Origin of the sequence: Microbacterium sp. AR7-10, from assembly GCF_001878835.1 — a bacterium.
In the GTDB taxonomy this organism is placed as follows: Bacteria; Actinomycetota; Actinomycetes; order Actinomycetales; family Microbacteriaceae; genus Microbacterium; species Microbacterium commune.
The window spans coordinates 17,352-43,943 of record NZ_MJIR01000093.1 but is presented as its reverse complement, the minus strand read 5'-3'; the positions used below and the strand labels follow the sequence as shown (position 1 = coordinate 43,943).

The following is a 26,592-nucleotide window of genomic DNA, read 5'->3' as shown; positions in this document are numbered from 1 at the left end:
AGATGTGTATAAGAGACAGCCCTGCGCGTGGACGGCCCGCTCGGCCCTGGCAACGTGTTCAACTCCGAGACCCTGCTGCTCGACCCGTACTCGCGCGGACTCGCGCAGGGCGGCGGCTATCAGGAGTGGCGCTCGGTGGTCATCGCCGACGGCTTCGACTGGGGAGACGTGCGCAAGCCCGCCGTGCCGATGGACGAGACCGTCATCTACGAGGGCCACATCAAGGGCCTCACCAAGCGCCACCCCGGCGTGCCCGCCGCGCTGCACGGCACGTACGCCGGCCTCGCGCATCCGGCGATGACCGACTACCTGACGCAGCTGGGCGTCACGAGCGTCGAGCTGCTGCCGGTGCACGCGTTCGTTCCCGAACCGCGACTGCTCGAGCGCGGCCTGACCAACTACTGGGGATACAACACCCTCAACTTCTTCACCCCGCACGCCGCCTACGCGACCGAGGCCGCCCGCCGCGGCGGGCCCGGGGCCGTGCTCGCCGAGTTCAAGGGCATGGTCAAGCTGCTGCACCAGGCCGGTCTCGAGGTGATCCTCGACGTCGTGTACAACCACACCAGCGAGGAGGGCCTCGGCGGGCCTCGCTCCAGCTTCCGCGGCATCGACAACGCGCTCTACTACCGCCAGCTCGAAGACGGTGCGTACGTCGACACCACCGGCTGCGGGAACACGCTCGACACGTCGGCCGACGCCCCGGCGCGGCTCGTGCTCGACTCGCTGCGGTACTGGGCCACCGAGATGCAGATCGACGGCTTCCGGTTCGATCTCGCGACATCCCTCGCCCGCGACGGCGGCCACGAGTACGACCCCGAGCATCCGCTGCTGCGCGCCATCGCCGAGGATCCGGCGCTGGCGGACGTGAAGATCATCGCCGAGCCGTGGGATGTCGGACTGGGAGGCTGGCAGACGGGCAACTTCCCCGCCGGCTGGAGCGAGTGGAACGATCGCTACCGCGACCGTGCCCGCAACTTCTGGCTGAGCGACATCGACTACGCCCGGCGCGCGTCTGCACCGGTCGGCGTCGGCGGATTCGCCAACCGCCTCGCCGGCTCCGCCAACACCTACTCGCCCGAGCGCGGCCCCCTGGCCAGCGTCAACTTCATCACCGCGCACGACGGCTTCACGCTGCACGACCTCGTCAGCTACGACGTCAAGCACAACGAGGCCAACGGCGAGCACAACCGCGACGGCGCCGACGTGAACCGGTCGTTCAACCACGGGGTCGAGGGCGAGACCGACAGCCCCGGGATCCTCACCACGCGACGCAGGGCCATGCGCAACCTGATGGGCACCCTGCTGCTCTCCGCCGGCATCCCGATGATCACCGCCGGCGACGAGTTCGGCCGCACCCAGAAGGGCAACAACAACGCCTACTGTCACGACTCCCCCCTCACCTGGCTGAACTGGTCGCACGAGCCGTGGCAGCGGGATCTGCTCGCGCATGTCACGCTGCTCACGCGTCTGCGAGCGGAGAACCGCGCGCTGCGACCTGCGCGATACGCCGTGCTCGGCGAGCACGTCCCCGAGGCCTCGGAGATGGAGTGGTTCGATCAGAACGGCGAGACGATGGCCGCCGAGCAGTGGAACGACCCCCGTCACCGCACCCTGCAGTACGTCGCGACGAGCGATCCGCGCGACGGCGAGAGCAACCGCATCCTGCTGATCGTGCACGGCACCGAGGCTCCGATCGACGTCCGGCTGCCCGAGGGGCTCGACGGCGCCACCGTCTTCACGTCGCTGTGGTCGAGCGCCGACGAGGCACCGCGTGCAGAACAGCGGCGATACGCACCGGGCGAGGTGCTGCCGATCGCGGGCACCTCGATGCAGCTCTTCCGGGTCGAGTGACGCGCACCAGCCGGCACGGTACATTCGAGGTGTGGCAGCACCGACAGCACGTGACTCTGCGGGTCTGAGAAGCCCCGCCCAGATCCCTCTGCGCCCTGCCGCCGAGACGACACACCTCGCCGGCCTCAGAGCCGGGCGGATCCCGGTGTTCTCGCCGACGCCGCATGTGCCGCAGGGATACCCCGCGAAGGCCTTCGTCGGAGAGGCCGTGCCCTTCGACGTCGTGGCCTTCCGCGAGGGGCATGATCTCATCGGCGTGCATCTGCGCCTGGCCTCTCCGGATGGGCGCGAGACGCTGCACCGGCTCAGCCCGCTCGAGGACGGCACCGATCGCTGGCGCACGACCGTCGCGCTCGACCTGCCAGGCGACTGGCGCTACCGCTTCGAGGCGTTCTCAGACGACTTCGGCACCTGGGCGCACGCCGCCGACGTGAAAGCGGTGGCCGGCGTCGACGTGCCGGTGATGTGCGCTCTGGGTGTGCAGCTGCTCGCGGCGGCCGCCCGGCAGGCCGACCGGCCCGCCGCAGAGATCCGCATCCTGAAGGCCGCCGCGACGACCCTGCGGAAGGCGCAGAAGACGGCGGATGCCGTGTCGCTGCGCGCCGTGGCCGTCGACGCGGCGCTGGCCGAAGCGTTCACCGCTCGCCCGCTCGCCTCGCTCGGATCGGTGATCGACTGGCTGCCGCTGCGCGTGGAGCGTCACCGGGCGGGCGTCGGCGCCTGGTACGAGTTCTTCCCCCGCTCCGAGGGCGCGGTGCGTCGCAAGGACGGCACGGTGAAGAGCGGAACGTTCCGCACCGCAGCCAGGCGTCTGCCTGGCGTCGCCGGCATGGGCTTCGACGTCGTCTACCTCGTGCCGATCCATCCGATCGGCACGACCAACCGCAAGGGTCGCAACAACACCCTCACCACCGAACCCGGCGATCCGGGCTCGCCGTACGCGATCGGCTCCCCCGACGGCGGACACGACGCGATCCACCCCGAGCTCGGCACCGAGAAGGACCTGCGCGCCTTCATCCGCGCCGCCGCGAAGGAGGGCCTCGAGGTGGCCCTGGATCTCGCGCTGCAGGCGTCTCCCGATCACCCCTGGGTGACCGAGCATCCGGAATGGTTCACCACCCTCCCCGACGGAACCATCGCGTACGCCGAGAACCCGCCGAAGAAGTATCAGGACATCTACCCGATCAACTTCGACAACGACCCGGCGGGCAGCTACGCCGAGATGCTGCGCGTGGTCATGCACTGGGTGCGGCTCGGAGTGAAGATCTTCCGGGTCGACAACCCGCACACGAAGCCGCTGCAGTTCTGGGAGTGGCTGATCGCCGAGGTCAACGCCCAGGATCCCGACGTCATCTTCCTGGCCGAGGCGTTCACCCGCCCCGCGGTGATGCGCGCGCTCGCCGCGGTGGGCTTCCAGCAGAGCTACTCGTACTTCACCTGGCGCAACACAAAGGCCGAGCTCGAGGAGTTCCTCACCTCGGTGTCGCACGAGACGAGCGACTACATGCGCCCGAACCTGTTCGTGAACACGCACGACATCCTCACCGAGTACCTGCAGTACGGCGGACGGGCCGCCTACCGCATCCGCGCCTGCATCGCCGCCACCGCGGCGCCGATCTGGGGTGTGTACGCGGGTTACGAGCTGATCGAGAACGTGGCCAGGCCCGGCTCCGAGGAGAACATCGACAACGAGAAGTACGAGTACAAGTTCCGGGACTGGGAGGGTGCCGAGCAGCGCGGCGAATCCCTCGCGCCGCTGCTGCGACGCCTGAACGAGATCCGGCGCGAGCATCCGGCGCTGGGTCAGCTCCGCAACTTCGCCGCGCACTGGAGCGACGACGACGCCGTGCTGGTGTACTCCAAGCATCTGGATGCCGCATTCACCGGCACCGGCCGGGCCGACACCATCATCGTGGTGGCGAACGTCGACCCCCACTCGGTGCGCGAGACGACGGTGCACCTGGACACCACGGTCTGGGGTGTCGAACCCGGTGACGAGTTCGAGGTCGAGGATCTGCTCACCGGAGCGGTCTGGACCTGGCGCGATCACAACTACGTGCGACTCGACGCGTTCGCCGAGCCGGTGCACATCCTGAAGGTGAAGGAGCGATCATGAGCTATCTCGAAGACGTCTCTGCATCGGCGGAGTGGATCGCGGTGGCGCAATCCACCCATCACGATCCGCACGCTGTGCTGGGGGCGCATCCGCGCACCGACTCCGTGGGGCGCACCACCACGGCGATCCGTGCACGTCGGCCGTTCGCCGAGGCCGTTCAGGCGGTCTTCGACGACGGGTCGCGGCTGGACCTGGCGCATGTCGCGCACGGGATCTGGGAGGGCAGCCACAGCGGGCCGCCGGTGCCGTACCGCATCGCGACGACCTACGAGGGCGGTCACGAGGACATCGTCGGCGACCCGTACCGACACCTCAGTGCGGTCGGGGAGCTCGACATCCACCTCATCGCGGAGGGGCGCCACGAGCGACTCTGGGAGGTACTCGGATCGCACCCGCGCGCTCTGGACGGGGAGCAGGGGGTCGACTTCGCGGTGTGGGCTCCGAACGCCAGGTCGATGCGCGTGGTCGGCGACTTCAACGGCTGGAACGGCGAAGGCCACAGCATGCGCTCGATGGGTGGCAGCGGCGTGTGGGAGCTGTTCGTCCCCGGCGTCGCGGTGGGCGCGCGCTACAAGTACGAGATCCTCGGCGCCGACGGGCACTGGCGGCTGAAGGCCGACCCGATGGCGCAGGAGGCTGAGCTGCCGCCGGCCACCGCCTCCGTCGTCACGCTGAGCGCCTACCGCTGGAACGACGACGCCTGGCTCACCCGGCGGGCCGCCGGCCACGCCGTCGCCCAGCCGATGTCGGTGTACGAGGTGCACCTCGGTTCGTGGCGTGCGGGTCTGACCTACCGCGATGCGGCCGACCCGCTCATCGAGCACGTGCTGGCCACCGGCTTCACGCACGTCGAGTTCATGCCCCTCGCCGAGCACCCGTTCGGCGGATCGTGGGGATATCAGGTGAGCGGCTACTACGCCGCGACGAGCCGATTCGGCACACCCGACGACCTGAGGTATCTGGTCGACCGGCTGCACCAGGCCGGTATCGGCGTGATCATGGACTGGGTGCCGGGCCACTTCCCGAAGGACGCGTTCGCGCTGGCGCGCTTCGACGGCACCGCACTGTACGAGCATGCCGATCCGCGACGTGGCGAGCACCAGGACTGGGGCACCCTGGTCTTCGACTACGGCCGCAGCGAGGTGCGCAACTTCCTCGTGGCGAACGCCCTGTTCTGGCTCAGCGAGTTCCACATCGACGGCCTGCGCGTCGACGCCGTCGCGTCGATGCTGTACCTCGACTACTCACGCCGGGCCGGCGAGTGGGAGCCGAACATCCACGGCGGGCGCGAGAACCTCGAGGCGATCCACTTCCTGCAGGAGGTGAACGCCACCGCCTACCGCACGCACAAGGGCATCGTGATGATCGCCGAGGAGTCCACCGCCTTCCCCGGCGTGACCGCCCCCACCGACCACGCCGGACTCGGCTTCGGGTTCAAGTGGAATATGGGCTGGATGAACGACTCGCTGGAGTACATGAAGCGCGATCCACTGCACCGATCGCACCACGAGGGCGAGATGACGTTCTCGTTCGTCTACGGCTTCGGCGAGAACTACATGCTGCCGATCAGCCACGACGAGGTCGTGCACGGCAAGGGCAGCCTCGTCTCGCGCATGCCGGGTGACCACGCGCAGAGGCTCGCGAACCTGCGCGCGTATCTCGGCTTCATGTGGGGGCACCCCGGCAAGAAGCTGCTGTTCATGGGCCAGGAGTTCGGTCAGATCGGCGAGTGGTCGGTCGACCGGGAGCTGGACTGGTGGCTGCTCGATCAGCCGTCGCACGCTCAGCTGCAGCAGCTGGTGGGCTCACTGAACGCCGTGTACCGCGCGCAGGCGCCGCTCTGGGAGCGCGACAACGACAGCTCGTCGTTCTCGCGACTGGGGGCGCCCAGCTGGGATCCCAGCGTGATCGCGTTCGAACGCCGGGATGCCCACGGCGGCCGTCTGGTGGTCATCTCGAACTTCGCGGGCGTGACCCGCACCGGATACCGCCTCGCGCTGCCGGTCGAGGGATCGTGGCAGGAGATCCTGAACACGGATGCCGCTGCCTTCGGCGGAGGCGACGCGGGCAACCTCGGCATGATCAGCGCGCACCGGGAGGACGACGACGCTCCGGCGATCGCCACCGTCACGCTTCCGGCGCTGTCGACCCTGTGGTTCCGGTATCAGCCCGACCCGCACCTGCCGACACCGAGCCGCTGGTGAACGACGAGCGCCCGGCCCCTGAGGGGCCGGGCGCGGTCGTTCGGGCACGGCGTGCGGTCAGAACAGCAGCGAGGTGAGCCTGGTGCGCGCGGATGTCACGCGCGGGTCGGCGGGGCCGATCAGCTCGAACAGCTCGACCAGCCGCTCGCGGATGCGCGTGCGGCTGTCGGCGTCGACGGCGGTGAACAGGTCAAGCAGTCGGTCGAACGCGTCATCGACATGCCCGCCGGCGAGGTCGAGGTCGGCGACCTGGAACTGCGCGTCGACATCCGTCGGCGCGGCAGCCGCGGCTGCGCGGACCTGCTGCAGGTCGAGGCCCTGCACACGGTGCAGCAGGCGCACCTGGCCGAGACCCGCCTTCGCATCCTCGTCACGCGGGTTCTCCGCCAGGGCCTTCTCGTACGCGCCGATGGCGCGCGCGTAGTCGCCCGCTTCGATGGCCTCGAACGCCTCCGCGTGCAGAGGCGGCAGCGGCGCCGGCTCATCGTCCTCCGCCGCGGGTGCCTCGTCGCCGAACGGGACCGACCCGGTGACGCCGTTCTGCGCGGCCACCTCGAGCAGGCGTGCGAAGACCTCGCGCACCTGCTCCTCGGGGACCGCTCCGGTGAACATCGGCACGGGCTGTCCGCCGATCAGTGCGACGACCATCGGGATGGACTGCGCCCGGAAGGCCTGAGCGATCTGCGGGTTCGCGTCGACATCGACCTTCGCGAGCACGACGCGTCCGCGCTGCTCGCGCGCCACCTTCTCGATGATCGGGCTCAGCTGCTTGCACGGCCCGCACCACTCCGCCCAGAGATCGACGACGACGGGAACCGAGCGGGACAGCTCGAGGATCTCGCCGAACGACTGGTCCGTCACATCGACGACGACATCCGGCCGGCCGTCACCCGGCGAAGCCGGGGCTGGTGCGCCCGCCGGTGCCTGGTCGGCGGCCGGACGGCTGCGCAGAGAGGACAGGTCGACTGCGCCGCGGAGCGCGGCAGCGGAGATCTCGGTCACTTGTTCACCTTCACGCTGAGGAGGTCCTGATGGTACGCGAGGAGACGGATCTGCTCCTTGGAGCCCTGCGCGGGCACCGAGAAGAAGAGCTGGATGCCGTAGGTCGTCGTGAAGCCCTTCGCGGACTCCTTCACTCCCGTCAGCACACTCGCCTCCTGATTCTCGCCGATGCGGATCACCGCATCGGATGAGGTCGGGGTGATCGTCTCGGTGTCGTCGACCCGCACGGCCACGACCGCACCGCTGCCCAGAGTGGCGAGGGAGAGCGGCGTCTCCTCCGGTGCGGTCATGTCGAACGCGACCGACGACGTGGTGTCGGCCTTCTTCTCCTTGAGCCCGGTGAGGATGGCCGTGCGGCTGTCGCGGATGCTCTGGGCCAGCTTCTCGGCCGTGGCGTCGAAGCGACCGGCGAACTCGCTCTTGTCGCCGCTGTCGACGAAGTCGGAGAACGCCTCGGCCAGCTGCTCCGGTGCGAGCGCGAGGAACGGCGACTCGGCCGGGATCCGCGTGGTGCCGAGCCACGCCGGGGCGACGTCGGGGAACTCGGCAGCCGCCGGCATGTCGGCCATCTCGGTGATGCGGTAGTTCGACCACGGGTCGTCCTGCGTCATCGTCAGCAGCACGGGCGCTGCGGTGTCGTCCTTCTCGGAGACGGTCAGGGCCAGCACGGCGCGCGGCCAGCTGTCCGTCGCCTCAGGCAGCACGATCTTGACCTTGTCACGCGGTGCCGTCAGCGGCTCCGTGCGCTCGGCGATCTTCGCGCGGAGGGCGTACTCGGTGCGCCGGCCTTCGAGCACGGCGCCGGCGAGGCGGGTCTCCGCGCGCGCGATGTCGAGCTCCGCGTCTGCCTGCTGCACGACTTCGGTGATCTCGGACACGATGCGCTGGCCCTGCTTCTTCGTCACGACCGGCGGCTTCTGGTCTTCGGGGGTCACCACCGTCGGCGTGGGGGTCGGCGTGGGCGTCTGCGCGCCGAACTCTGGCCAGGACTCCGCTGAGCAGCCCGTCGCGAGCACTGCGGTCAGCGTCAGAGCCGGCAGCCCCAGAGCCAGACGACGGCGCAGCGCGGTGCGCGGCGCACGCCCGGTTGACTGTTCCTCGCCTTCGGAGGTCGGGGCGGGTGGGTCCGTTCGACCGGTCGCCGCGCCGTCGGGATCGGCGGCGGTGCCGTCACCGGCCTCGATGGGTTCTCTGCGCGGGCCGCTCTGCATCTCGATGGGCTGCGTCTCCGGCAGCGGCCCTGGGCCCTTGCGCAGCGGACCGCGTCCGCGACGCTGGTGGCGGATGGCCAGGATGTAGAGTACGAGGCCGGCGAGCAGCAGCACTCCCCCCGCGGTCATCAGCGGACCCGCGAGCGGTGTGCGCGTGTCCAGAGCCCAGCTCACGGCGATGTCCTCGGGCGCGGGCTCGACGCCGTCGCGCGCGATGAGCACGCTGTGTCCAGGGGTCAGCTGCATCTCGGTCACGAGATAGTCGTCTTCGACGAACGAGTCCAGCCAGAGATCGGATCCTGCCGGGTTCCGCCCCGACGTCTCCCCGCCGCCGGCCGGTGCCTGCTGCGCGTCGACGGTCTCGCTGACCGGCTCATCGCCCTTGCCGAGCGTGACCTTCGTGTAGCTCGTGTCGGACAGCCACGCCTCGGCATCGCCGGTACGGGCGTAGGCGACGAAGATCTGGCCCTCACCGCGCACGAGCAGCGTCTGCAGTCCCGGGTGCGCATTGAGCACCTCGGCGTCGACGAGCACATAGGGCTGCGCCTCGTCGGCTGACAGCTCCATCGTCTGCTCTGTGGGGCCCATGAAGATGGTGCGCTGAGCAATTCCGGCTCCGATGAGAACCGTGGCCAGCACGAAGGCCACGACGGCCCATACGAAACGCACGAATCAACTCCTTACGTGACCGGGCATCCGCCGCCGGTCCGCTCGACGTTTCAGACTAGCGAAACCACCTGGGCATTGCCCACGAAGCCCACCGTCTGCGCTGCGCCGGATGCGCTTCGGCCCGTCGCGCCGCCGCCGCACCGTGCAGCAACTAGGATCTTCGCAGATCGACCGGGAGAGCCATGAAGATCCACAGTCCCTTTCGCACCGCGCTGGTGGCGACACTCGGCGTGGGTCTGGGCCTTCTGCTGCTCACCGGCGTGCAGACGCTGTCGACCGTCATCCTCTACATCGGCACGGCTCTGTTCCTGAGTCTCGGACTCGACCCGCTCGTCACCTTCCTCGAGCGCCGCGGACTGCCGCGATGGGCCGCTGTGCTCTTGACCATCCTCGCCGTGCTGAGCGTGTTCGCCGCCGTCATCCTGATCGTGCTGCCCGTCTTCACCGATCAGATCACGCAGCTGGTGGCGCGCACCACGCCGCTGTTCGTCAACGGCGAGCAGACCGTGAGCGACATCAAGGCCTGGCTCACCGACGCCTTCCCCAATCTCGAGGTCAACCTCGTCTTCGACTACATCGACAGCTGGATCACCTCCGATCAGTGGACCAAGAGCGTGACCGAGTGGAGCACGACGATCGGCGAGGGTGTGTGGGTCGTCGGCGGTGCGGTGCTGGCCGGGGCGTTCGGCGCCTTCATCGTGCTGATCCTCACGATCTACATGACGGCCTCGACGCCTTCCCTCAAGCGGGCCGTGTACCAGCTGGTGCCGGCATCGCGGCGCGAGCGCTTCATCGACATCGCCGACCAGATCACCGATTCGGTCGGCCACTACGTGATGGGCCAGGTCACGCTCGGTGTGATCAACGGATTGCTGAGCATGGTGTACCTGTCGATCATCGACGCGCCGTTCACCGCGGTGCTCGCCGTCGTCGCCTTCTTCTTCTCGCTCATCCCCCTGGTCGGAACCCTGACCGGGTCGACGATCATCGTGCTGGCCTGTCTGCTGCCCGGGGTCGGCTCGCCGGGGACGGCGCTGGCCGCGGCGATCTACTACCTCATCTACATGCAGGTCGAGGCGTACTTCATCGCCCCGCGCATCATGAGCCGAGCGGTCTCGGTGCCCGGAGCGGTGGTCGTCATCGCGGCGCTGTCCGGCGGCGCCCTGCTCGGGCTCCTCGGTGCGCTGATCGCGATCCCGGTCGCGGCGAGCGTGCTGATCATCTACCGCCAGGTGCTGATCCCTCGGATGAACGAACGCTGAGCCGGGGCGGCCGCTCTCAGGCGACCCGCCAGCAGTGCGAATGCCAGTGCCGGCGGGCGGCGAGGTCGGCGCTCTCGCCCATCACTCCGTCCGCACGCCAGACGACGACGTGGGCGGTACCGGGCGCGATGATGCTCGTGCAGCCCGGGCACCGGTAGTCCTTGAGCGCCTGCGTCGCCGAGATCGGCTGCACGGTCCACTCCCGGCCCCGTTTCGTCTCGGTGCGCTTCCACCCCGCCAGAAGCCGATCGAAGGAATCGCCGGACGCGGGACGCTCAGGCCGGCGTCGACGGGATCGTGGCATGACGCCCGATCACCACCAGTGGTTGCGCGTCCAGAAGTCGTACGCTCCGGCCCAGCTGCCGTAGCGGCCGACGGCGTAGCCGTTGCCCCAGCGGAGGTTGTCGACCGGGTCGTATCCGTTGCCGGGCACCTTGCTGCAGGGCAGCGCCTGCACGAGCCCGCACGCGCCGGACGACTGGTTGGTCGCGTTCGGATTCCAGCCGCTCTCCTTGGAGACGATGTAGTCGACGTACGCCCAGTCGCCGCTCGCGATTCCGGCCGCAGCCATCCACTGCTCCTTGGAGCCGCCACCCGTGTACCGCGGCTGCGCGGGTGCACTGCTCTTCTGAGCCGATGCGGTCTTCGCCACCGGTGCGGGCGCTGGTTTCGGCTTGGGTTTCGGCTTGGGTTTCGGCTTGACGTAGACCTCGAAACCATTGCGGGCCACGGGCGCGATGTCCGCGCCCTCGACGGAGACCGTGATGCTCTGCGTGTCGGCGGCGGCGAGCGAGAAGGCGGTCACGGGTCCGTCGGTCGGCTCGGGGTCGGCGACGGCCACACCGCTCGGCGCCATCATGGCGGCGGAGATGCCGACGACGGCGAGCCCGGCCAGCACGGCGCTGACGGGGCGATGGGTCTGAGTCTTCTTCTTCAAGCGAGAGGCGGGCCGGCGCGTCTCGTTCGAGATCAATTCGTTATCGGGGGTCACGATGGCCATCAGTCTACGCACACCTGCACACCTCATCCATGAGAACTCACCGAGAACGCCTCAGCGCACCGAGAGAATGACTTCCACCGTGGCGTCGAGCAGGGCATCCACCTGCTCCTCGCGATACCCGCCGCGCTGCATGCGGAAGGCGGCGCCGCGCACCTGATCGACATCGAGCGGCTCGCCGTCCCGCAGGAACGCGGCGATGCGGTCGCCGACGTGGTCGACCTCGTCCACCTGGTAGCCGAACGTCAGGATGCTGGTGCGCGCGAACCTCTTCTTCCGCGGCCGACTCAGGTGATCGAGCACCTGCTGAGCGTCCTCCCGCGCCTGAGCCACCCAGGCGTCCACTCCGACGCGGGCGATCGCCCGTTCGCGGGCGCGCTGGGCGAACGCATCCTCCACCCGCGAGAGCGCGGCGTCGACCTCGGCGATGACGTACCCGCCCCTGACCAGCGGGAAGGATGCCGCGCGCACGTCGTCCGCGCCGAAATCTGCACGCGATTCCTCGAACGCCGCTCGGGCGGAGTCGAGGAAGCTGTCGACCGCAGCACGGTGGTACCCGCGCTGGCGGCCCTGTGCCAGGGCGAACGCCGGCGGCGTCTCGTCGTGCGGCCGTGTGAGCGTCTCGAGGTCGGGATCAGTCATCAGGATCCGATCAGAGGAGTAAGGAGGTGATACAGCGCGAGCGCGGGAACAGTCGAGGGCAGGATGCTGTCGAGGCGGTCGAGCAGCCCGCCGTGGCCGGGAAGCCAGGAGCTCATGTCCTTGATGCCGAGGTCGCGCTTGAGCATCGACTCGCCGAGATCGCCGAGCGTGGCGCAGATGAGGATCGCCGCGCCGAAGATCAGGCCGCACCACCAGGGCAGCTCGAGCAGGAAGATCGCCAGGAGCACGCCCACCGCGAGCGACCCGACGACGGCACCGCCGAAGCCCTCCCAGGTCTTCTTGGGGCTGATCCGCGGCGCCATGGGGTGCTTGCCGAACGCGAGTCCGGCCGCGTACGCGCATGTGTCGGCGGCGACGGCGACGGCGATGAAGCCGAGCACCCACCATTCGCCGTTCTCACGGCTCAGCAGCATGAGCGCGACCGAGGTCAGGAACGGCACGTACACCTGCACGAACGCCCCGACGACGACATCGGCGAGCACCGCACCGTAGGTGCGACCGTCGCCGGCGATCATCTGGCCGATCATCCGCCACACGCTGACGAAGGCGACGGCGGCGATGAGCACGACCCAGCTCAGCCACAGCGCCGCGAACGGCCCGGTGAGCAGCACCGCCGCACCCGCGATCAGCTGGGGGGCGATGTCCACACGGCGACCGCCCGCGCGAAGTGCCCGGGTGAGCTCGTAGGTGCCGAGCAGACCGGCCGCGATCGCGATCGGCAGGAACAGCCACTTGATGAAGAGCAGGGAGGCGATCAGAACCGCACCGAACGCGACGCCGATGAGGATGGCCACGATGAGATCGCGGCCGGTGCGCTGTTTGATCCGCTCGTTGGCCTGATCGAACTGCTCGCGAGCCTGCGTCACGTGCGACTCGAACTCGCCGCGCCTGGCGCGCCACTGCTCACGCAGCGCGTGCGAGTCCGCGCCGTCCTCGGCGGGCATCGGCGGGCGCGGGGGGATGCGGGCGGTGTCGAAGACCGGGAACGACGCACCCGCGAGCGGGCGCGTCGAGTCCGATGCGCCGACACCCGAATCGCCGAGAGCGCGGCGCGATGACTCATCGCCCTCAGCGGGAGCATCGCCCTGTCGGGCTTCTCTTCGCGTCAGCGGCTGTTCGCCGGAATCGCTGTCGCCTGCCATGCCGTCAGACCTCGAGCAGCTCTGCCTCTTTGCGCTTGAGCGCGTCGTCGATCGCGTCGACGTACTGACGGGTCAGCGCGTCGAGCTCCTTCTCGCCGCGAGCGATCTCGTCTTCGCCCACGTCGTTCTTGAGCGCGTCGAGCTGATCCTTCGCCTTGCGTCGGATCCCGCGCACCTGCACCTTGGCGTCCTCGCCCTTCGAGCGCACGAGCTTGACGTACTCCTTGCGACGCTCTTCGGTCAGCTCGGGCATCGTCACGCGCACGATGTTGCCGTCGTTGGTCGGGTTCGCGCCGAGGTTCGGCATGTCGCGGATGGCCTGCTCGATCGCCCGCAGCGCGCTCTTGTCGTACGGGGTGACGATCAGCGTGCGCGCCTCGGGGTTGGCCATCGAGGCGAGCTGCGCGATCGGCGTCGGGGAGCCGTAGTAGTCGACCATCAGCTTCTGGAAGAGCTGGGGGTTCGCGCGCCCGGTGCGGACGGTGGCGAAGTCCTCCTTGGCGGCGTCGACCGCGCGGGTCATGCGTGCGGTGGTATCTGCGAGGACGTCCGCGATCACGGGTGCTCCTTAGGTCGTGGTTTTCGAACGATTCTATCCGGCGATGTGCCGCAGAACCCTGAGCGACGAGGCGGTCAGGGCGTGACGAGCGTTCCGATGGGCTCGCCGAGCAGCGCCTTCGTGACATTGCCCGTCGGCTCCATACCGAACACGCGCATGTCCATGTTGTTGTCCATGCACAGGCTGAACGCGGTGGAGTCGACCACCTTGAGGCCGCGCTGCAGAGCGTCGCGGTAGGTCACGCGGTCGATGCGCTCGGCGCTGGCGTCCTTGTTGGGGTCGGCCGTGTAGATGGCGTCGACGCCGTTCTTCGCCACCAGCACCTCGTCCGCTCCGATCTCGAGGGCGCGCTGCGCGGCGACCGTGTCGGTGGAGAAGTACGGCAGGCCCGCACCGGCACCGAAGATGACGACGCGCCCCTTCTCCATGTGACGCTCGGCGCGACGCGGGATGTACGGCTCGGCGACCTGGGTCATCGAGATGGCGGACTGCACCCGGGTCGCGGCGCCGGCCTGCTCGAGGAAGTCCTGCAGGGCGAGGGCGTTCATGACCGTGCCGAGCATGCCCATGTAGTCGGCTCGGCCGCGGTCCATCCCGCGCTGGCTGAGCTCGGCCCCGCGGAAGAAGTTGCCACCGCCCACGACGATCGCGATCTCGACGCGGTCGACGGCCGCGGCGATCTCACGCGCGATCTGTCCGACGACGTCGGGGTTGACGCCCAGCTGGCCTGCGCCGAACGCTTCGCCGGAGAGCTTCAGGAGGACGCGCCGGCGTCCGGTGCCTTCGGTCATGGGTGGGTTCCTCTCGTCCCGATTCAAGATAGTGCCTTCTGGGCATGAAGAAGGGGGTTCGGATCGCAGATCCGAACCCCCTGGAGGTTGTTACGCGCCGACCTTGAAGCGGGCGAAGTCGGTGACGGTGATACCGGCATCCTTCGCGACCTGGGCCACGGACAGCTTGTTGTCCTTCGCGTAGTCCTGCTCGAGAAGCGCGACCTGCTTGAAGTAAGCGGTGACGCGACCCTCGACGATCTTCGGCAGAGCAGCCTCGGGCTTGCCCTCGTTGCGGGAGATCTCGGTGACGATCTCGCGCTCCTTCTCGACCTCGGCGGCCGGGACGTCCTCACGGGTGAGGTACGACGGGTTCGCGAACGAGATGTGCTGGGCGATGCTGCGCGCGGTCTCGGCGTCCGAGCCGCTGTACGCGACGACGACACCGATCTGCGGCGGCAGGTCCTTGCTGGTGCGGTGCAGGTACACCGACACGGCGTCGCCGGTGATGGTGCGCACGCGACGCAGTTCGACCTTCTCGCCGATGATGGCTGCCTCGTCCGAGATCAGCTGCTCGACCGTCTGGTCGCCGGCCGGGGCTGCGAGGGCCGCCTCGATCGAGTCCGCGGAGACGGCCGCGACGGCGTCGGCGACCTTCTCGGCGAGCGTGATGAAGCGCTCGTTCTTCGCGACGAAGTCGGTCTCGCAGGCGAGCTCGATCAGCGTGACGGCACCGTCGGTCTCACGAGCGACGACGAGGCCCTCGCTGGTGGAGCGGTCGGCGCGCTTCGCGTTGCCCTTCGCACCCTTGAGGCGAAGGATCTCGGTGGCCTTCTCGACGTCTCCGTCAGCCTCCTCGAGCGCCTTCTTGGTGTCGACCATTCCGGTGCCGAGCTGCTCGCGCAGCGCCTTGATGTCGGCGATGGTGAAGTTGGCCATGTGTGGTGGCTCCTTGCTTCGTATCTGAACGTGTGGGGTGACTTACTTGGCGTCTGCCTCGGCGGCGGGCTCAGCCGTCGCGTCGGCGGCCGGAGCCTCATCGGCGGGTGCCTCGGTGGCTGCAGCTTCGGTGGCCTCGGCCGCGGGTGCCTCGTCGGCGGCCGGAGCGTCAGCGGCGGCCGGAGCCTCGCCGCCCTCGAGCAGCTCGCGCTCCCACTCGGCGAGCGGCTCGGCGTCACCGGCGTCGGGGTTGTGCTTCTGCTGCAGGCCCTCGGCCGCGGCGTCGGCGATGATGCGGGTCAGCAGCGAGACCGAGCGGATCGCGTCGTCGTTGCCGGGGATCGGGTACTGGAAGTCGTCCGGGTCGGCGTTCGTGTCGAGGATGCCGATCACGGGGATGCCGAGCTTCTTGGCCTCGTCGATGGCGAGGTGCTCGCGCTTGGCGTCGACGACCCACAGAGCCGACGGGGTCTTCGACAGGTTGCGGATGCCGCCGAGCGACTTGTGCAGCTTGTCGAGCTCGCGCTTCTTGAGAAGGAGCTCCTTCTTCGTGAAGCCGGAAGCCGCGGGGTTGTCGTAGTCGAGCTCCTCGAGCTCCTTCATGCGAGCGAGACGCTTCGCGATGGTGGAGAAGTTGGTGAGGAGGCCACCCAGCCAGCGCTGGTTGACGTAGGGCTGGCCGACGCGGTCGGCCTGCTCGGCGAGGATCTCCTGCGCCTGCTTCTTGGTGCCGACGAAGAGGATGGTGCCGCCGCGCGCGACGGTCTCCTTGACGAAGTCGTAGGCCTGGTCGATGTACGACAGCGACTGCTGCAGGTCGATGATGTGGATGCCCGAGCGCTCGGTCAGGATGAAGCGCTTCACCTTCGGGTTCCACCGGCGGGTCTGGTGTCCGAAGTGCACGCCGCTGTCGAGCAGCTGGCGGATGGTGACCACAGCCATGGTCGTCTCCTTGTTCTGACGCTCTCGCGTCGTTGAGGTTGATACGCCGATCGATTCGACCGGCAGTCCTGGTACCCGGCGCACACCCGCCCGCTCGAAGAGCGGGACCTGTGGGAGTGGATGCCACGACCTGAGTCGCTGTGGGCACGCGTAGTCACCTCGATTTCGAGGTGCTCCCCCAGTGTACAGGATCGGGCCACCGCGAACGTCCTGCACAGGAGCGTGAATCGGCGGCTTATCCCCGGCCGTCGCCATCCCGCGCACGCGGCGACGCGGCATGGGCGAGGGTGAGTCGATGCGCTCCAGATCGGCCGCCCTCGTCCTCTCGCTCGCCCTGTCCCTCGGCGGCAGCGCGAGTCCCTCCGAAGCCGACGGAACGTGGGAATGGCCGGTGCGCGGCGCCCGCTCGATCGTCGCTCCCTTCCGCGCCCCGGCGCACGAGTACGGGTCAGGTCATCGCGGCATGGACGTCGCGGTCGGCGCGAGCCCTGACGTCATCGCTCCCGCTCCCGGCGTCGTGGCGTTCCGCGGAACGGTGGTCGACAGGCCGCTGATCACGATCGACCATGGCGGGGGTCGGGTGAGCACGTGGGAGCCGGTGTCGTCGGCCTTGTCCCCCGGCGATGCGGTGGCGGCCGGGGATCTGATCGGCACGGTGGCGGCAGGTGGTCATACCGCGCGCGGCGCGCTGCATGTCGGCGTCCGGCTCGACGGGCGCTACGTCAATCCCCTGCCCCTGTTCGGCGAAGTGCCGAGGGCTGTCCTGCTTCCCTGCTGCGAAGGGTGAGGGGGCGCGCACCGGGTCATCCGCCGGGTGTCACGCGCGCGGATGCGCGAGGCGGTATCCGGCGAGCAGACGCTCAGCCGACACGTGCGTGTAGATCTGCGTCGTGCCGAGGCTCGCGTGACCGAGGATCTCCTGCACCGCGCGCAGATCGGCCCCGCCGTCGAGCAGGTGCGTGGCTGCGGAGTGCCGGAGGGCATGCGGGCCGACGTGCTCGGCGCCGACGATCGGGCTCAGAACCCGGGCCACGAGGGCGTAGACGGTGCGGGCGCCGATGCGCGCTCCGCGCGCACCGAGGAACAGCGCCGGCGTCGACTGCGCGGCGCGCACCATCAGCGCCGGGCGCCCTCGGCTCAGGTAGGCGCCGATGGCGTCGGCGGCGGGCGCGCCGTACGGAACCACCCGCTCCTTGGCGCCCTTGCCCAGCACCCGCACGGTGCGACGATCCATGTCCACGTCGTCGACGTCGACGCCGCACAGCTCGGACACGCGCATGCCGCTGCCGTACAGCGCCTCGAGGATCGCATGGTCGCGCAGCGCGAGGGGATCACCGGCGGCCGCGGCCGCACGAAGCTGGTCGAGCAGGTCGCGCATGCCGTCCTGGGATGCGACGACCGGCAGCGTCTTGGTGCGCTTCGGCGTCACGAGGCGCAGGCTGGGATCGACCGGGATGAGTTCGCTCTCGTGCGCCCACCCGAAGAACGAGCGTGCGGCCGCCGCGCGTCGAGCGAGCGTCGACCTCGCGTCGCCGCGTCGGGTGGCTCGCCACAGCCACTCGCGCAGCAGCTCGAGGTCGATCTCGCGCAGGTCCACGTCGGCGACGACGGCGCCGAGGTCGGCGAGGTCGGAGCGGTAGGCGCGCACGGTCGCCGGTGACAGCCGTCGCACCCGCTCGAGGTACGACGTGAAGGATGTCACCGCGTCCGCATACCGCACCGCTCCAGCATGCCGCTCCTCGGCGGCATCGCCGACTGCCGCGCCGTGATGCGGTCAGTCGCTGCGCACCCACCCGTCCTCCCGCTGTGCGACCGCACCCTCGAGGGCCAGCACGCCGAGGAGCGAGCGCACGCGTTCGACGGAGAGTCCGCTGCGGCGCGCGATGTCCGCCGGGTCGCGGGGGCTGCGGGCGCTCATCGCGTCGAACAGCCTGGTGCGGTCGTGATCCGGGGCGGTGGAGGGACGGGCCGTGACATCCTGCTCCCCCCACAGCTCTCTGACCTCCTGAGCGCTCGTGACGCACACCGCGTCGTACTCCCGCAGCAGCCGATGGCATCCGGCCGATGCCGGGGAGGTGATCGGCCCGGGGACCGCACCGATCGGGCGTGCCAGCGACGCCGCGTGCCCGGCGGTGTTCAGCGTGCCGCTGCGCCAGCCCGCCTCCACGACGACGGTCGCCATGGTCGCGGCCGCGATGAGCCGGTTGCGGGCGAGGAAGCGCCACTTCGTCGGCGCCGATCCGCAGGGCACCTCGCTGAGCACCACGCCGGACTGCCTGATCCGATCGAAGAGCTGCTGATGTCCGATCGGATACGCCCGGTCGACACCGCCCGCGAGGAACGCAGCCGTCGCGCCGCCGACGCCGAGCGCTGCGCGGTGCGCGGCGCCGTCGATCCCGTAGGCGCCTCCCGACACGATCAGGGTGCCCCCGGTCGCGAGGTCGCCCGCCAGCTCGGCGGCGGTGCTCTCGCCGTACCCCGTGGCGGCCCTCGCGCCGACGATCGCCGCGGCCGTCTCTGCGCGCAGCACATCGACATCGCCCCGCGCCCACAGCAGCACGGGCTGGTGGACCTCGAGGTCGTCGAGTCCGTCCGGCCAGAGCTCGTCGCCGGGAAGCAGCAGGCGCGCTCCCACACTGTGCGCGGCGAGCATGGCATCCCGCACCGCGCGGGTGCTCGCGCGAGGCCGCCACCTCGCCAGCGCCTCCGCCAGAGGCCGGGGCGCTGTCACTCCGGGAGGGACGAGACCCGACTCCCCTAACGCGGTGCGCAGCGCCTGCACCGCACCCAGAGCCTGCAGCAACGCACCGGCCACACCATCTCCGGGTTCGACGAGCACGGACCACGCGACCCGCGCTGCCACCTCGGCGGGGTCCGCATCGGCACGCAGCAGGCGAGCGCTCGAACGCAGCTCCGGGTCGTCGATCAGTTCGAGTCCTGTCGCGATCATGCCAGAAGTCCTTTCTTGAGGAACAGAGCGTGCCCGAGCTGATCGGCTCCGGGTGATGACAGACCTGCCAGATCGCTCAGGGTCCACGCGATGCGCAGCACCCGGTCATACGCCCGCAGCGTGACCGCACCTCGCTCGAGTGCGCGGTCCAGCGGTGCGCGCACCGCCGGCGGGAGGCGCAGCGCACCCTGTCGCAGCCGCTCCCCCGGCACCTCGCCGTTGACGCGCCAGGGGCTGGCACGCCATCGCTCCGCTGCGGCAGCGCGTGCGCGGGCGACGCGCTCGCGCGCCTCGGAGGTGGACATGGTCGACCGCTCGCCGGACGTCGCCCGTGATGCAGACACGCGCGCGACCTGCAGGTCGATGTCGACGCGATCGCGAAGCGGGCCCGACAGTCGCCCTGCGTAGCGGCGGATGGCGGCCGGCGGACACGCGCACTCCGCGCCTCGCACCCCGTAGTTGCCGCACGGGCAGGGGTTCATGGCGAGCACCAGCTGGAACTGCGCGGGAAAGCTGGCGGCGAATCCGGCACGGACGATCTCGATGCGCCCCGACTCGAGCGGCTGGCGCAGGGCGTCCAGGGCGGCTCGCTGGAATTCCGGAGTCTCATCGAGGAACAGCACGCCGCGATGCGCGCGCACGATCGCTCCCGGCCGCGGGGCGCGAGAGCCGCCACCGACCAGCGCGGCAGCCGACGCCGTGTGGTGCGGGGCCTCGAACGGGGGCAGGGCGTCGAGGCGGGTGACGGCATCCCCCGTCAGCGACCGGATCGCCGCCACCTCGAGCGCCTCGGTCTCGGTCAGCGGCGGAAGGATGCCGGGTAGGCGCCGAGCCAGCATGGTCTTGCCGGCACCGGGAGGACCGCTGAGCATCATGTGATGTCCGCCGGCCGCGGCGGTGATCAGCGCGTCCACCGCTTCGTCCTGGCCGATCACATCCGCGAGATCCACGGTGTCATCTGCCGCGTCCACGCGGGCCGGGAGCACGACGGGCTCCGTGTCATCCACCTCGAGATCGGCGCCGTGCGCCACCGCGACCTCCGCGAGCGACACCGCGGCGTGCACCTCGACGCCGGGCACGAGACGAGCCTCGGTGGCGTTGGCGTGGGGCACGATCACGCGTGTGAATCCCGCGCGCGCCGCGGCGTAGACGGCGGGCAGCACGCCGGGCACCGGGCGCAGCCTGCCGTCGAGGCCCAGCTCGCCGATGTGCACGGTCGAGCGCACGGATTCGCGACGCAGCGCTCCCCCGGTCGCCAGCGTCGCCACAGCGACGCTCAGGTCGAAGCCGCTGCCCGCCTTCGGCAGGTTCGCGGGTGACAGATTCACGGTGAGTCGCCGACGCGGGAAGTCGAGCCCTGCGTTCACGCAGGCGTTGCGCACGCGCTGTGCGGCCTCACCGAGCGCCTTGTCGGGCAGGCCGATGATCTGGAACCCCGGGGTCTGGTTGCTGAGATCCGCCTCGACCTCGACCATGTGCCCGTCCACCCCGGTCAGCGCGACAGCCCAGGTGCGCGCCGTGCTCATCGCAGGTCCTCGAGATGCTCGAGTCGTGCGTCACGGACGTCCGTCCCGGTGAGACCGATGATCTCGACCCTGATGCGTCTGCCCCTGGACAGCTCGGGGTGGGCTTCAGCCCACGCGAACGCCAGGCGCCAGAGCCGCTGATGCTTGCGCTCGTCGATCGCCTCGAACGGGTGCCCGAAGCGCTCGGATCGGCGCGTCTTCACCTCGGTCATGCAGAGCAGGTCGCCGCGCGTCGCGACGATGTCTATCTCGCCCTGCGCGCACCGCCAGTTGCGCTCCAGGATCTCGTAGCCGGACGCGCTCAGATGCTCTGCAGCGCGCTGTTCGCCCGCTCGCCCGAAGTCGTCTTTCGCTGCCATGACGACAGCCTGCGTCGCGACGCCGACCTCGGCGGCCGGGTTTCACAGTGATTGTGGAGAACCCGCCGACATCCCCGAACTGGGGATGATCATCACTTGCCGTCGAGCGACAGCTCTTCGGGCAGCTCGAATTCGCGCCGCTGCAGCTCTTCGACGTTCACGTCCTTGAAGGTCAGCACGCGGACGGCCTTGACGAAGCGATCGGCGCGGTAGATGTCCCACACCCACACATCGGTCATCGAGATCTCGAAGTAGAAGTCGTGCTCGGTGTCACGACGGACGACGTTCACCTCGTTCGCGAGGTAGAACCTGCGCTCGGTCTCGACGACGTACTGGAACTGGCCGACGACGTCGCGGTACTCGCGGAACAGCGCGAGCTCGAGCTCGCGGTCGTAGTCGTCGAAGGCATCCTCATCCATGATGTCTCCATCCTATGAGGACAGGGCCCGTTATGCGGATTCCTCAGAACAGCGTCGGCGCGTCCGCGATGGCCCACGACGATCGGTGCAGCGGCGACAGGCCCTTCTCCCGGATCGCCTGGCGGTGCTCCGGGCTCGCGTAGCCCTTGTTCCGCTCCCACTGGTAGTCCGGATGCTCGGGATGCAGGGCGGCCATGTGCGTGTCGCGCGCCACCTTCGCGATGACGGACGCAGCCGACACGGAGGCGCAGTCGCGGTCGCCCTTGACGACGGTGCGAACGGTGAGCGGCGCGGGATGCACGCGGGAGACGTAATCGTGGTTGCCGTCGAGGATCACGAGCGTCCGCTCCAGGCTCGCGCCGGCGTCGACGACAGCCTGCACCGCCCGCGACGCGGCCAGGCCGAGAGCGCGCATGATCCCCACCTGGTCGATCTCCGCGGCGCTGGACCAGCCCACGGCCGACAGCGGCACCCACCTGCTGGCCCGCTCGGCCATCTCGGGTCGACGCTTCTCGGCGATCAGCTTCGAGTCCCGCAGCCCCTCGAGCACCCGACGACGAGAGCCTGCGGCATCGATCACCGCCGCCCCGACGGCGACGGGACCCGCGAGCGCTCCCCTGCCGACCTCGTCCAGCGCGATGATGAGGTCGAAGTCCTTGAGCAGGCGACGCTCGAGCGTGAGCGTCGGGGCCACCACGGTCATTCGGGTGCGGGCACCGCGCGGAACACGTCGTCGTGCGTGTCCACGGACCCGAATCTGTCGAGGGGCCAGGTGGTCAGGAAGGCACGGCCCACGACGTTCTCCAGCGGCACGAAACCGCCGCCGGGCAGCTCCTGATGCGCGCGGGAGTCCTGTGAGCGGTCGCGGTTGTCGCCCATCACCCAGATGCGGTCCTCGGGCACGGTCACGTCGAACTCGATGTCCGAGGCCGCGGTGTCGCCCTCGGGGAGGTTGAGGTACCCCAGCTCGTTGATCGGCGTGCCGTTCACCGTGATCTGCCCGAGCGCGTTGCAGCAGACCACGTGGTCACCGGGCATGCCGATCACCCGCTTGACCAGGTGATCCTGGGCATCGGTGGTCGAGATGCCCACGAAGGTGAGCGCCCAGTCGACGGCCTCGACCAGCGGTGGCCGTGCCGGCCGCTGCGGAGCCGGGGGCAGCCATCCGCCTGGGTCCTTGAACACGACGACATCACCGCGGTCGTACCCGGTGAAGCGGGGAGTGAGCTCGTCGACGAGGATGCGGTCGTTGACGAGCAGGGTGCGCTCCATCGATCCCGACGGGATGTAGAACGACCGCACGACGAAGGTCTTGACCACGAACGACACCAGCGCGGCGATGACGATGATGACCAGGACATCGCGCAGGAAGACCAGTGCGCCCCGACGCCGCTGCGGTGGCTGGACTGCCGCGGGGGCATCGGATGTCATGTGTTTCCTCTTCATCGACTCACCGCGCACGCGGCAGTACAAGGTTCGCACACCCACGAGTGAACGAAAGAACCCCGGGACGAGTGTCCCGGGGTTCTTTCGCAAGGATGCGACGGATCAGTTGTCGCGCTTCTCCTTGATCTTGGCCTTCTTGCCGCGCAGGTTGCGCAGGTAGTACAGCTTCGCGCGACGGACGTCACCGCGGGTGACGACCTCGATGTGGTCGATCACCGGCGAGTGCACCGGGAAGGTGCGCTCGACGCCCACCTGGAAGCTGATCTTGCGGACCGTGAAGGTCTCGCGCACGCCATCGCCCTGACGGCCGATGACGACGCCCTGGAACACCTGGATACGCGAGCGCGTGCCCTCGGTGATGTTCACGTGCACCTTGACGGTGTCGCCGGGGTGGAAGACAGGAATGTCGGAACGGAGCGAAGCCGCGTCGACGGCGTCGAGGATCTGCATGATCGTCTCTCTCTGCACTCGCCACAGGTCGGATGCATGATTCAAAGGGATGAGAACGGGTGTGTGCCGAGCGGCGCGCTATGCGACCGCGGGTTCCCCTGAGGCAGAACCGGATCACGGCACAAACAGCTATTCTGCCACGAACCGGCCCCCCGCGCCACTCGAGGGGCGTCGGTCAGAACTCTCGCGAACGAGACTCCTCGATGATGACGACGCTCGGCTCGCTGCGCGTCGAGTCGCTGCGCTGCTGCGGGGCGATCGTCGACCACGTCAGCGTCTCGCGCAGCCGCGCGCCGGCGTCGCGCGCCTCGTTCCAGAGCTGCCAGATCTGCATCCAGAACAGGGCGACCGCGGCGACGATGGCGGCCGCGAGCAGCCACGGGAACGCCCCCGCGATGAAGAAGCCGACCAGGATGGTCAGGACGTGCCACACCGCGAAGCCGGCGATGTCCAGCCACGACACCGCGCGCTCGGCGCGCACGGACGGGCGCGAACGTGTCAGCAGCGTGAGCACGAGCTGAGTGACGAGAACGCCGGGGATCGCCATCAGCAGCACCCAGAGCAGCGCCCAGCCGCTCTGGCCGAAGATGGCCCAGCCGACCAGCATCCACGCGGGAAGGGCGAGCGATGCCGGCAGCAGCCAGCGGAAGAACAGCCGTCGCAGGTCCATACTCCGATGCTACGTGCGCACCCGCCTGTGCGGGCGAGTGTTCGCTGTGGGCATCGCCGGGGTGCGCATCGGGGAGAATGGATGCTGACGAGAGGAACCTCCATGATCGAACTGCGCACCCCCGCCGAGATCGACGAGATGCGCGCCGCCGGCCGCTTCGTCGCCGAGACCCTGGCGACCCTGCGCGATGAGACGAAGGTGGGGACGAACCTGCTCGCCATCGACGCCAGAGCACACGATCTGATCCGCCGCGCCGGCGCCGAGTCCTGCTACATCGACTACGCGCCCTCTTTCGGTCGCGGTCCGTTCGGGAAGGTGATCTGCACCTCGGTGAACGACGCGGTGCTGCACGGACTCCCGCACGACTACACCCTGCGCGACGGCGACCTCGTCTCCCTCGACTTCGCGGTGTCCCTCGACGGCTGGGTGGCCGACTCGGCCGTGTCGTTCGTGGTCGGCTCGCCCCGCGACGAGGATCTGCGGCTCATCGACACCACCGAGCGCGCTCTGGACGCCGCCATCGCCGCCGCCGTCGTCGGCAACCGGATCGGCGACATCTCGGCATCCATCGCCTCGGTCGCGCACGGCGAGGGTTACTCGATCAACACCGACTTCGGCGGCCACGGCGTCGGCCGCATCATGCACGGCGACCCGCACGTGCCGAACGACGGCCGCGCCGGGCGCGGATTCCCGCTGCGAGAGGGTCTCGTCTTCGCGCTCGAGCCGTGGTTCCTCGCGACGACCGACGAGCTCGTCACGGACGACGACGGCTGGACGCTGCGCAGCGCCGACGGGTCACGCGGCTCGCACTCCGAGCACACCGTGGCCGTCACGAAGGACGGCCCGATCGTGCTGACGGACCGCAGCTTCCTCGGCGTCGACTGATCGCACGACATCGGCGCAGCCGGCCCGCTCGGCTCGCCGCGCGACCGCGGGCACGCCGCGAGCCTTCCCAGAACTCTCGCATGCGTCCTGCCTAGACTCGCGTGCGACCCCACCCGACGACCCCGAGGGATGCGCCGCACGATGACGACCTCCACGACCGACACCTCCTGGCTGGGCTCACTCATCGATGCGGTGATCAGCCTGATGGACATCATCGGTCCGATCGGGGCCGGCGTCGCGATCGCCCTCGAGAATCTGTTTCCGCCGCTGCCGAGCGAGGCGATCCTCCCGATGGCGGGGATCGCCGCCCACGACGGCGCCTTCGGACTGTGGGAGGCCGTGGCGTGGACGACCGCGGGATCGCTCGTGGGAGCGCTCGCCCTGTACGGTCTGGGCGCGTGGCTGGGCCTGAGTCGACTGCGACGCATCGCGGATCGTCTTCCGCTGATCGACGTCTCCGACGTCGACCGCACGGTGGCCTGGTTCCACCGTCACGGCGGGAAGGCCGTCTTCTTCGGTCGGTTCGTGCCGATCTTCCGCAGCCTCATCTCGATCCCGGCCGGCGTCGCACGCATGCCGCTGTGGCGCTTCGGCGCGCTGACCACGCTCGGCAGCCTGATCTGGAACACCGCGTTCATCCTCTGCGGCTGGTTCCTCGGCTCGGGCTGGCACATCGTCGAGCAGTACGTGGACGTGGTGCAGAACGTCGTCATCGTGGTCGTCGTGGTGACGGCCGTCGTGTTCGCGGTCGTCCGCATCCGCTCCCTGCGGGCGAAGAAGCGGCACGGCGCATCGCCGGAGCCGAGCGACACGCGCACCGGCGAGCTGCCGGTGCGCTCCGGGCGCTGACCGGCCGCGAGCTCAGTCGGAGAGCAGGTCCGGACGACGCGCGCGGGTGCGCTCGATCTGCTGCTCACGGCGCCAGGCCGCGATCGCACCGTGGTTGCCGCTGAGCAGGATCGGCGGCACCTCGCGGTCTCGCCACACCGACGGCTTCGTGTAGGAGGGATACTCCAGCAGTCCGTCCTCGTGCGACTCCTCGACCAGGCTCTCCGGGTTGCCGACGACGCCGGGGATGAGTCGCCCGATCGCCTCCACCATCGCCATCACGGCGACCTCTCCCCCGTTCAGCACGTAGTCGCCGAGGCTGATCAGGCGCACCTCGCCGAGCTCGGCGGCGTACTCGAAGACGCGCTCGTCGATCCCCTCGTAGCGCCCGCAGCCGAAGATCAGATGCTCGCGGGTGGCGAGATCGCGCGCGGTCGCCTGCGTGAAGACCTCGCCGGCGGGGGACGGGAAGATGATGGTCGGCCGGTCGGATGCCTCCGTCGCCGCGAGCTGATCGAGTGCGAGCCCCCAGGGCTCAGGCTTCATCACCATGCCGGCGCCACCGCCGTACGGGGTGTCGTCGACGGTGCGGTGCCTGTCGGACGTCGAGTCGCGCAGATCGTGGATGCGCAGATCCAGGATGCCGGAGTCACGCGCCTTGCCGAGAAGCGAGAGAGCAAGACCGTCGAAATACGACGGGAAGATCGATACGACGTCGATTCTCATCCG

General features: G+C 69.4%; 27 protein-coding genes. 7 read left to right on the top strand and 20 right to left on the bottom strand.

Annotated features, from left to right (window positions below):
* Positions 1 to 27 precede the first annotated feature (27 nt).
* From glgX to glgB, 3 genes are read left to right on the top strand one after another with little or no spacing between them, the layout of a single operon-like run.
* Entirely contained in the window at positions 28 to 1,854 is a 1,827-nt protein-coding gene (gene glgX / locus BFN01_RS12855) for a glycogen debranching protein GlgX (protein WP_256221159.1), read from the top strand.
* Between the two features lie 31 nt (positions 1,855 to 1,885).
* Positions 1,886 to 3,970 carry an alpha-1,4-glucan--maltose-1-phosphate maltosyltransferase gene (locus BFN01_RS12850; protein WP_071644739.1) on the top strand — a complete coding sequence of 695 codons (2,085 nt, stop codon included), beginning with the start codon at positions 1,886 to 1,888 and terminating at the stop codon, positions 3,968 to 3,970.
* The gene (gene glgB, locus BFN01_RS12845; RefSeq protein ID WP_071644738.1) at positions 3,967 to 6,174 is read left to right on the top strand and encodes a 1,4-alpha-glucan branching protein GlgB; all 2,208 of its coding nucleotides are present in this window, start codon (positions 3,967 to 3,969) and stop codon (positions 6,172 to 6,174) included. Before BFN01_RS12850 ends, glgB begins: the two co-directional genes overlap by 4 nt.
* A gap of 57 nt (positions 6,175 to 6,231) precedes the next feature.
* Here the strand turns inward: glgB and BFN01_RS12840 are convergent, their stop codons facing one another.
* On the bottom strand, positions 6,232 to 7,176 hold the full coding sequence (locus BFN01_RS12840) for a tetratricopeptide repeat protein (protein ID WP_071644737.1): 945 nt from the start codon (positions 7,174 to 7,176) through the stop codon (positions 6,232 to 6,234).
* The gene (locus tag BFN01_RS12835; protein ID WP_071644736.1) at positions 7,173 to 9,056 is read right to left on the bottom strand and encodes a hypothetical protein; all 1,884 of its coding nucleotides are present in this window, start codon (positions 9,054 to 9,056) and stop codon (positions 7,173 to 7,175) included. Before BFN01_RS12835 ends, BFN01_RS12840 begins: the two co-directional genes overlap by 4 nt.
* 182 nt (positions 9,057 to 9,238) lie before the next feature.
* On the opposite strand from BFN01_RS12835, the gene BFN01_RS12830 reads away from it, so the two are divergent.
* The gene (locus BFN01_RS12830; protein WP_071644735.1) at positions 9,239 to 10,318 is read left to right on the top strand and encodes an AI-2E family transporter; all 1,080 of its coding nucleotides are present in this window, start codon (positions 9,239 to 9,241) and stop codon (positions 10,316 to 10,318) included.
* Positions 10,319 to 10,334: 16 nt separating this feature from the next.
* Here BFN01_RS12830 and BFN01_RS12825 read toward each other — a convergent pair whose 3' ends face one another.
* The 8 genes from BFN01_RS12825 to rpsB all read right to left on the bottom strand — a co-directional run bounded on the left by BFN01_RS12825 (position 10,335) and on the right by rpsB (position 16,330).
* Complete coding sequence (locus tag BFN01_RS12825; RefSeq protein ID WP_071644734.1) at positions 10,335 to 10,622, bottom strand: hypothetical protein; 288 nt, start codon at positions 10,620 to 10,622, stop codon at positions 10,335 to 10,337.
* Positions 10,623 to 10,631: 9 nt separating this feature from the next.
* Entirely contained in the window at positions 10,632 to 11,255 is a 624-nt protein-coding gene (locus BFN01_RS12820; protein ID WP_256221158.1) for a transglycosylase SLT domain-containing protein, read from the bottom strand.
* A 114-nt stretch (positions 11,256 to 11,369) separates the two neighbouring features.
* On the bottom strand, positions 11,370 to 11,957 hold the full coding sequence (locus BFN01_RS12815) for a DivIVA domain-containing protein (protein WP_071644733.1): 588 nt from the start codon (positions 11,955 to 11,957) through the stop codon (positions 11,370 to 11,372).
* A complete protein-coding gene (locus BFN01_RS12810; protein ID WP_083428808.1) occupies positions 11,957 to 13,120 on the bottom strand; it encodes a phosphatidate cytidylyltransferase in 1,164 nt (387 codons plus the stop codon). The genes BFN01_RS12815 and BFN01_RS12810 overlap by 1 nt, the downstream gene beginning before the upstream one ends.
* A 4-nt stretch (positions 13,121 to 13,124) precedes the next feature.
* Positions 13,125 to 13,679, bottom strand: coding sequence for a ribosome recycling factor (gene frr, locus BFN01_RS12805; RefSeq protein ID WP_071644732.1), 555 nt, complete (start codon positions 13,677 to 13,679; stop codon positions 13,125 to 13,127).
* Between the two features lie 74 nt (positions 13,680 to 13,753).
* Positions 13,754 to 14,470 (bottom strand): UMP kinase, encoded by a 717-nt coding sequence (gene pyrH, locus BFN01_RS12800; RefSeq protein WP_071644731.1) that lies wholly within the window; start codon positions 14,468 to 14,470, stop codon positions 13,754 to 13,756.
* A gap of 90 nt (positions 14,471 to 14,560) precedes the next feature.
* On the bottom strand, positions 14,561 to 15,388 hold the full coding sequence (gene tsf, locus BFN01_RS12795; RefSeq protein ID WP_071644730.1) for a translation elongation factor Ts: 828 nt from the start codon (positions 15,386 to 15,388) through the stop codon (positions 14,561 to 14,563).
* Positions 15,389 to 15,430: 42 nt separating this feature from the next.
* Positions 15,431 to 16,330, bottom strand: a complete 900-nt coding sequence (gene rpsB / locus BFN01_RS12790) for a 30S ribosomal protein S2 (RefSeq protein ID WP_071644729.1) — start codon at positions 16,328 to 16,330, stop codon at positions 15,431 to 15,433.
* A gap of 295 nt (positions 16,331 to 16,625) precedes the next feature.
* Here rpsB and BFN01_RS12785 point away from each other — a divergent pair, with 295 nt between their 5' ends.
* On the top strand, positions 16,626 to 17,117 hold the full coding sequence (locus BFN01_RS12785) for a murein hydrolase activator EnvC (protein ID WP_083428809.1): 492 nt from the start codon (positions 16,626 to 16,628) through the stop codon (positions 17,115 to 17,117).
* Between the two features lie 30 nt (positions 17,118 to 17,147).
* Here BFN01_RS12785 and BFN01_RS12780 read toward each other — a convergent pair whose 3' ends face one another.
* The 9 genes from BFN01_RS12780 to BFN01_RS12740 all read right to left on the bottom strand — a co-directional run bounded on the left by BFN01_RS12780 (position 17,148) and on the right by BFN01_RS12740 (position 24,150).
* Positions 17,148 to 18,050 carry a tyrosine recombinase XerC gene (locus BFN01_RS12780; RefSeq protein ID WP_071644727.1) on the bottom strand — a complete coding sequence of 301 codons (903 nt, stop codon included), beginning with the start codon at positions 18,048 to 18,050 and terminating at the stop codon, positions 17,148 to 17,150.
* Between the two features lie 54 nt (positions 18,051 to 18,104).
* Positions 18,105 to 19,280, bottom strand: a complete 1,176-nt coding sequence (gene dprA / locus BFN01_RS12775; protein WP_071644726.1) for a DNA-processing protein DprA — start codon at positions 19,278 to 19,280, stop codon at positions 18,105 to 18,107.
* Positions 19,277 to 20,806 (bottom strand): YifB family Mg chelatase-like AAA ATPase, encoded by a 1,530-nt coding sequence (locus BFN01_RS12770; protein WP_071644725.1) that lies wholly within the window; start codon positions 20,804 to 20,806, stop codon positions 19,277 to 19,279. Before BFN01_RS12770 ends, dprA begins: the two co-directional genes overlap by 4 nt.
* A complete protein-coding gene (locus BFN01_RS12765) occupies positions 20,803 to 21,165 on the bottom strand; it encodes a YraN family protein (RefSeq protein WP_071644724.1) in 363 nt (120 codons plus the stop codon). The genes BFN01_RS12770 and BFN01_RS12765 overlap by 4 nt, the downstream gene beginning before the upstream one ends.
* Positions 21,166 to 21,257: 92 nt before the next feature.
* Positions 21,258 to 21,584, bottom strand: coding sequence for a DUF2469 family protein (locus tag BFN01_RS12760; RefSeq protein WP_071644723.1), 327 nt, complete (start codon positions 21,582 to 21,584; stop codon positions 21,258 to 21,260).
* Positions 21,585 to 21,627: 43 nt separating this feature from the next.
* On the bottom strand, positions 21,628 to 22,287 hold the full coding sequence (locus BFN01_RS12755) for a ribonuclease HII (protein ID WP_071644722.1): 660 nt from the start codon (positions 22,285 to 22,287) through the stop codon (positions 21,628 to 21,630).
* A complete protein-coding gene (gene lepB, locus BFN01_RS12750) occupies positions 22,284 to 23,015 on the bottom strand; it encodes a signal peptidase I (RefSeq protein WP_071644721.1) in 732 nt (243 codons plus the stop codon). The genes BFN01_RS12755 and lepB overlap by 4 nt, the downstream gene beginning before the upstream one ends.
* Positions 23,016 to 23,132: 117 nt before the next feature.
* Entirely contained in the window at positions 23,133 to 23,480 is a 348-nt protein-coding gene (gene rplS / locus BFN01_RS12745; RefSeq protein WP_071644740.1) for a 50S ribosomal protein L19, read from the bottom strand.
* A gap of 175 nt (positions 23,481 to 23,655) precedes the next feature.
* The gene (locus BFN01_RS12740) at positions 23,656 to 24,150 is read right to left on the bottom strand and encodes an MFS transporter permease (protein ID WP_071644720.1); all 495 of its coding nucleotides are present in this window, start codon (positions 24,148 to 24,150) and stop codon (positions 23,656 to 23,658) included.
* Positions 24,151 to 24,252: 102 nt separating this feature from the next.
* Here BFN01_RS12740 and map point away from each other — a divergent pair, with 102 nt between their 5' ends.
* Together map and BFN01_RS12730 are read left to right on the top strand one after the other, a co-directional pair.
* Complete coding sequence (gene map, locus BFN01_RS12735) at positions 24,253 to 25,035, top strand: type I methionyl aminopeptidase (protein ID WP_071644719.1); 783 nt, start codon at positions 24,253 to 24,255, stop codon at positions 25,033 to 25,035.
* 141 nt (positions 25,036 to 25,176) lie between these two features.
* Complete coding sequence (locus BFN01_RS12730; RefSeq protein ID WP_143187244.1) at positions 25,177 to 25,884, top strand: DedA family protein; 708 nt, start codon at positions 25,177 to 25,179, stop codon at positions 25,882 to 25,884.
* A gap of 12 nt (positions 25,885 to 25,896) precedes the next feature.
* Here BFN01_RS12730 and trmD read toward each other — a convergent pair whose 3' ends face one another.
* Complete coding sequence (trmD, locus tag BFN01_RS12725; protein WP_071644717.1) at positions 25,897 to 26,589, bottom strand: tRNA (guanosine(37)-N1)-methyltransferase TrmD; 693 nt, start codon at positions 26,587 to 26,589, stop codon at positions 25,897 to 25,899.
* Positions 26,590 to 26,592: the final 3 nt, after the last annotated feature.

Bases quoted from the DNA above. Each gene is read 5' to 3' on its own strand.
- glgB (WP_071644738.1), top strand. From the start codon at position 3,967: ATGAGCTATCTCGAAGACGTCTCTGCATCGGCGGAGTGGATCGCGGTG.
- BFN01_RS12830 (WP_071644735.1), top strand. From the start codon at position 9,239: ATGAAGATCCACAGTCCCTTTCGCACCGCGCTGGTGGCGACACTCGGC.
- BFN01_RS12825 (WP_071644734.1), bottom strand. From the start codon at position 10,622: ATGCCACGATCCCGTCGACGCCGGCCTGAGCGTCCCGCGTCCGGCGAT.
- BFN01_RS12815 (WP_071644733.1), bottom strand. From the start codon at position 11,957: ATGACTGATCCCGACCTCGAGACGCTCACACGGCCGCACGACGAGACG.
- BFN01_RS12810 (WP_083428808.1), bottom strand. From the start codon at position 13,120: ATGGCAGGCGACAGCGATTCCGGCGAACAGCCGCTGACGCGAAGAGAA.
- pyrH (WP_071644731.1), bottom strand. From the start codon at position 14,470: ATGACCGAAGGCACCGGACGCCGGCGCGTCCTCCTGAAGCTCTCCGGC.
- tsf (WP_071644730.1), bottom strand. From the start codon at position 15,388: ATGGCCAACTTCACCATCGCCGACATCAAGGCGCTGCGCGAGCAGCTC.
- rpsB (WP_071644729.1), bottom strand. From the start codon at position 16,330: ATGGCTGTGGTCACCATCCGCCAGCTGCTCGACAGCGGCGTGCACTTC.
- BFN01_RS12785 (WP_083428809.1), top strand. From the start codon at position 16,626: ATGCGCTCCAGATCGGCCGCCCTCGTCCTCTCGCTCGCCCTGTCCCTC.
- dprA (WP_071644726.1), bottom strand. From the start codon at position 19,280: ATGATCGCGACAGGACTCGAACTGATCGACGACCCGGAGCTGCGTTCG.
- BFN01_RS12770 (WP_071644725.1), bottom strand. From the start codon at position 20,806: ATGAGCACGGCGCGCACCTGGGCTGTCGCGCTGACCGGGGTGGACGGG.
- BFN01_RS12765 (WP_071644724.1), bottom strand. From the start codon at position 21,165: ATGGCAGCGAAAGACGACTTCGGGCGAGCGGGCGAACAGCGCGCTGCA.
- BFN01_RS12760 (WP_071644723.1), bottom strand. From the start codon at position 21,584: ATGGATGAGGATGCCTTCGACGACTACGACCGCGAGCTCGAGCTCGCG.
- BFN01_RS12755 (WP_071644722.1), bottom strand. From the start codon at position 22,287: ATGACCGTGGTGGCCCCGACGCTCACGCTCGAGCGTCGCCTGCTCAAG.
- lepB (WP_071644721.1), bottom strand. From the start codon at position 23,015: ATGACATCCGATGCCCCCGCGGCAGTCCAGCCACCGCAGCGGCGTCGG.
- rplS (WP_071644740.1), bottom strand. From the start codon at position 23,480: ATGCAGATCCTCGACGCCGTCGACGCGGCTTCGCTCCGTTCCGACATT.
- BFN01_RS12740 (WP_071644720.1), bottom strand. From the start codon at position 24,150: ATGGACCTGCGACGGCTGTTCTTCCGCTGGCTGCTGCCGGCATCGCTC.
- map (WP_071644719.1), top strand. From the start codon at position 24,253: ATGATCGAACTGCGCACCCCCGCCGAGATCGACGAGATGCGCGCCGCC.
- BFN01_RS12730 (WP_143187244.1), top strand. From the start codon at position 25,177: ATGACGACCTCCACGACCGACACCTCCTGGCTGGGCTCACTCATCGAT.
- trmD (WP_071644717.1), bottom strand. From the start codon at position 26,589: ATGAGAATCGACGTCGTATCGATCTTCCCGTCGTATTTCGACGGTCTT.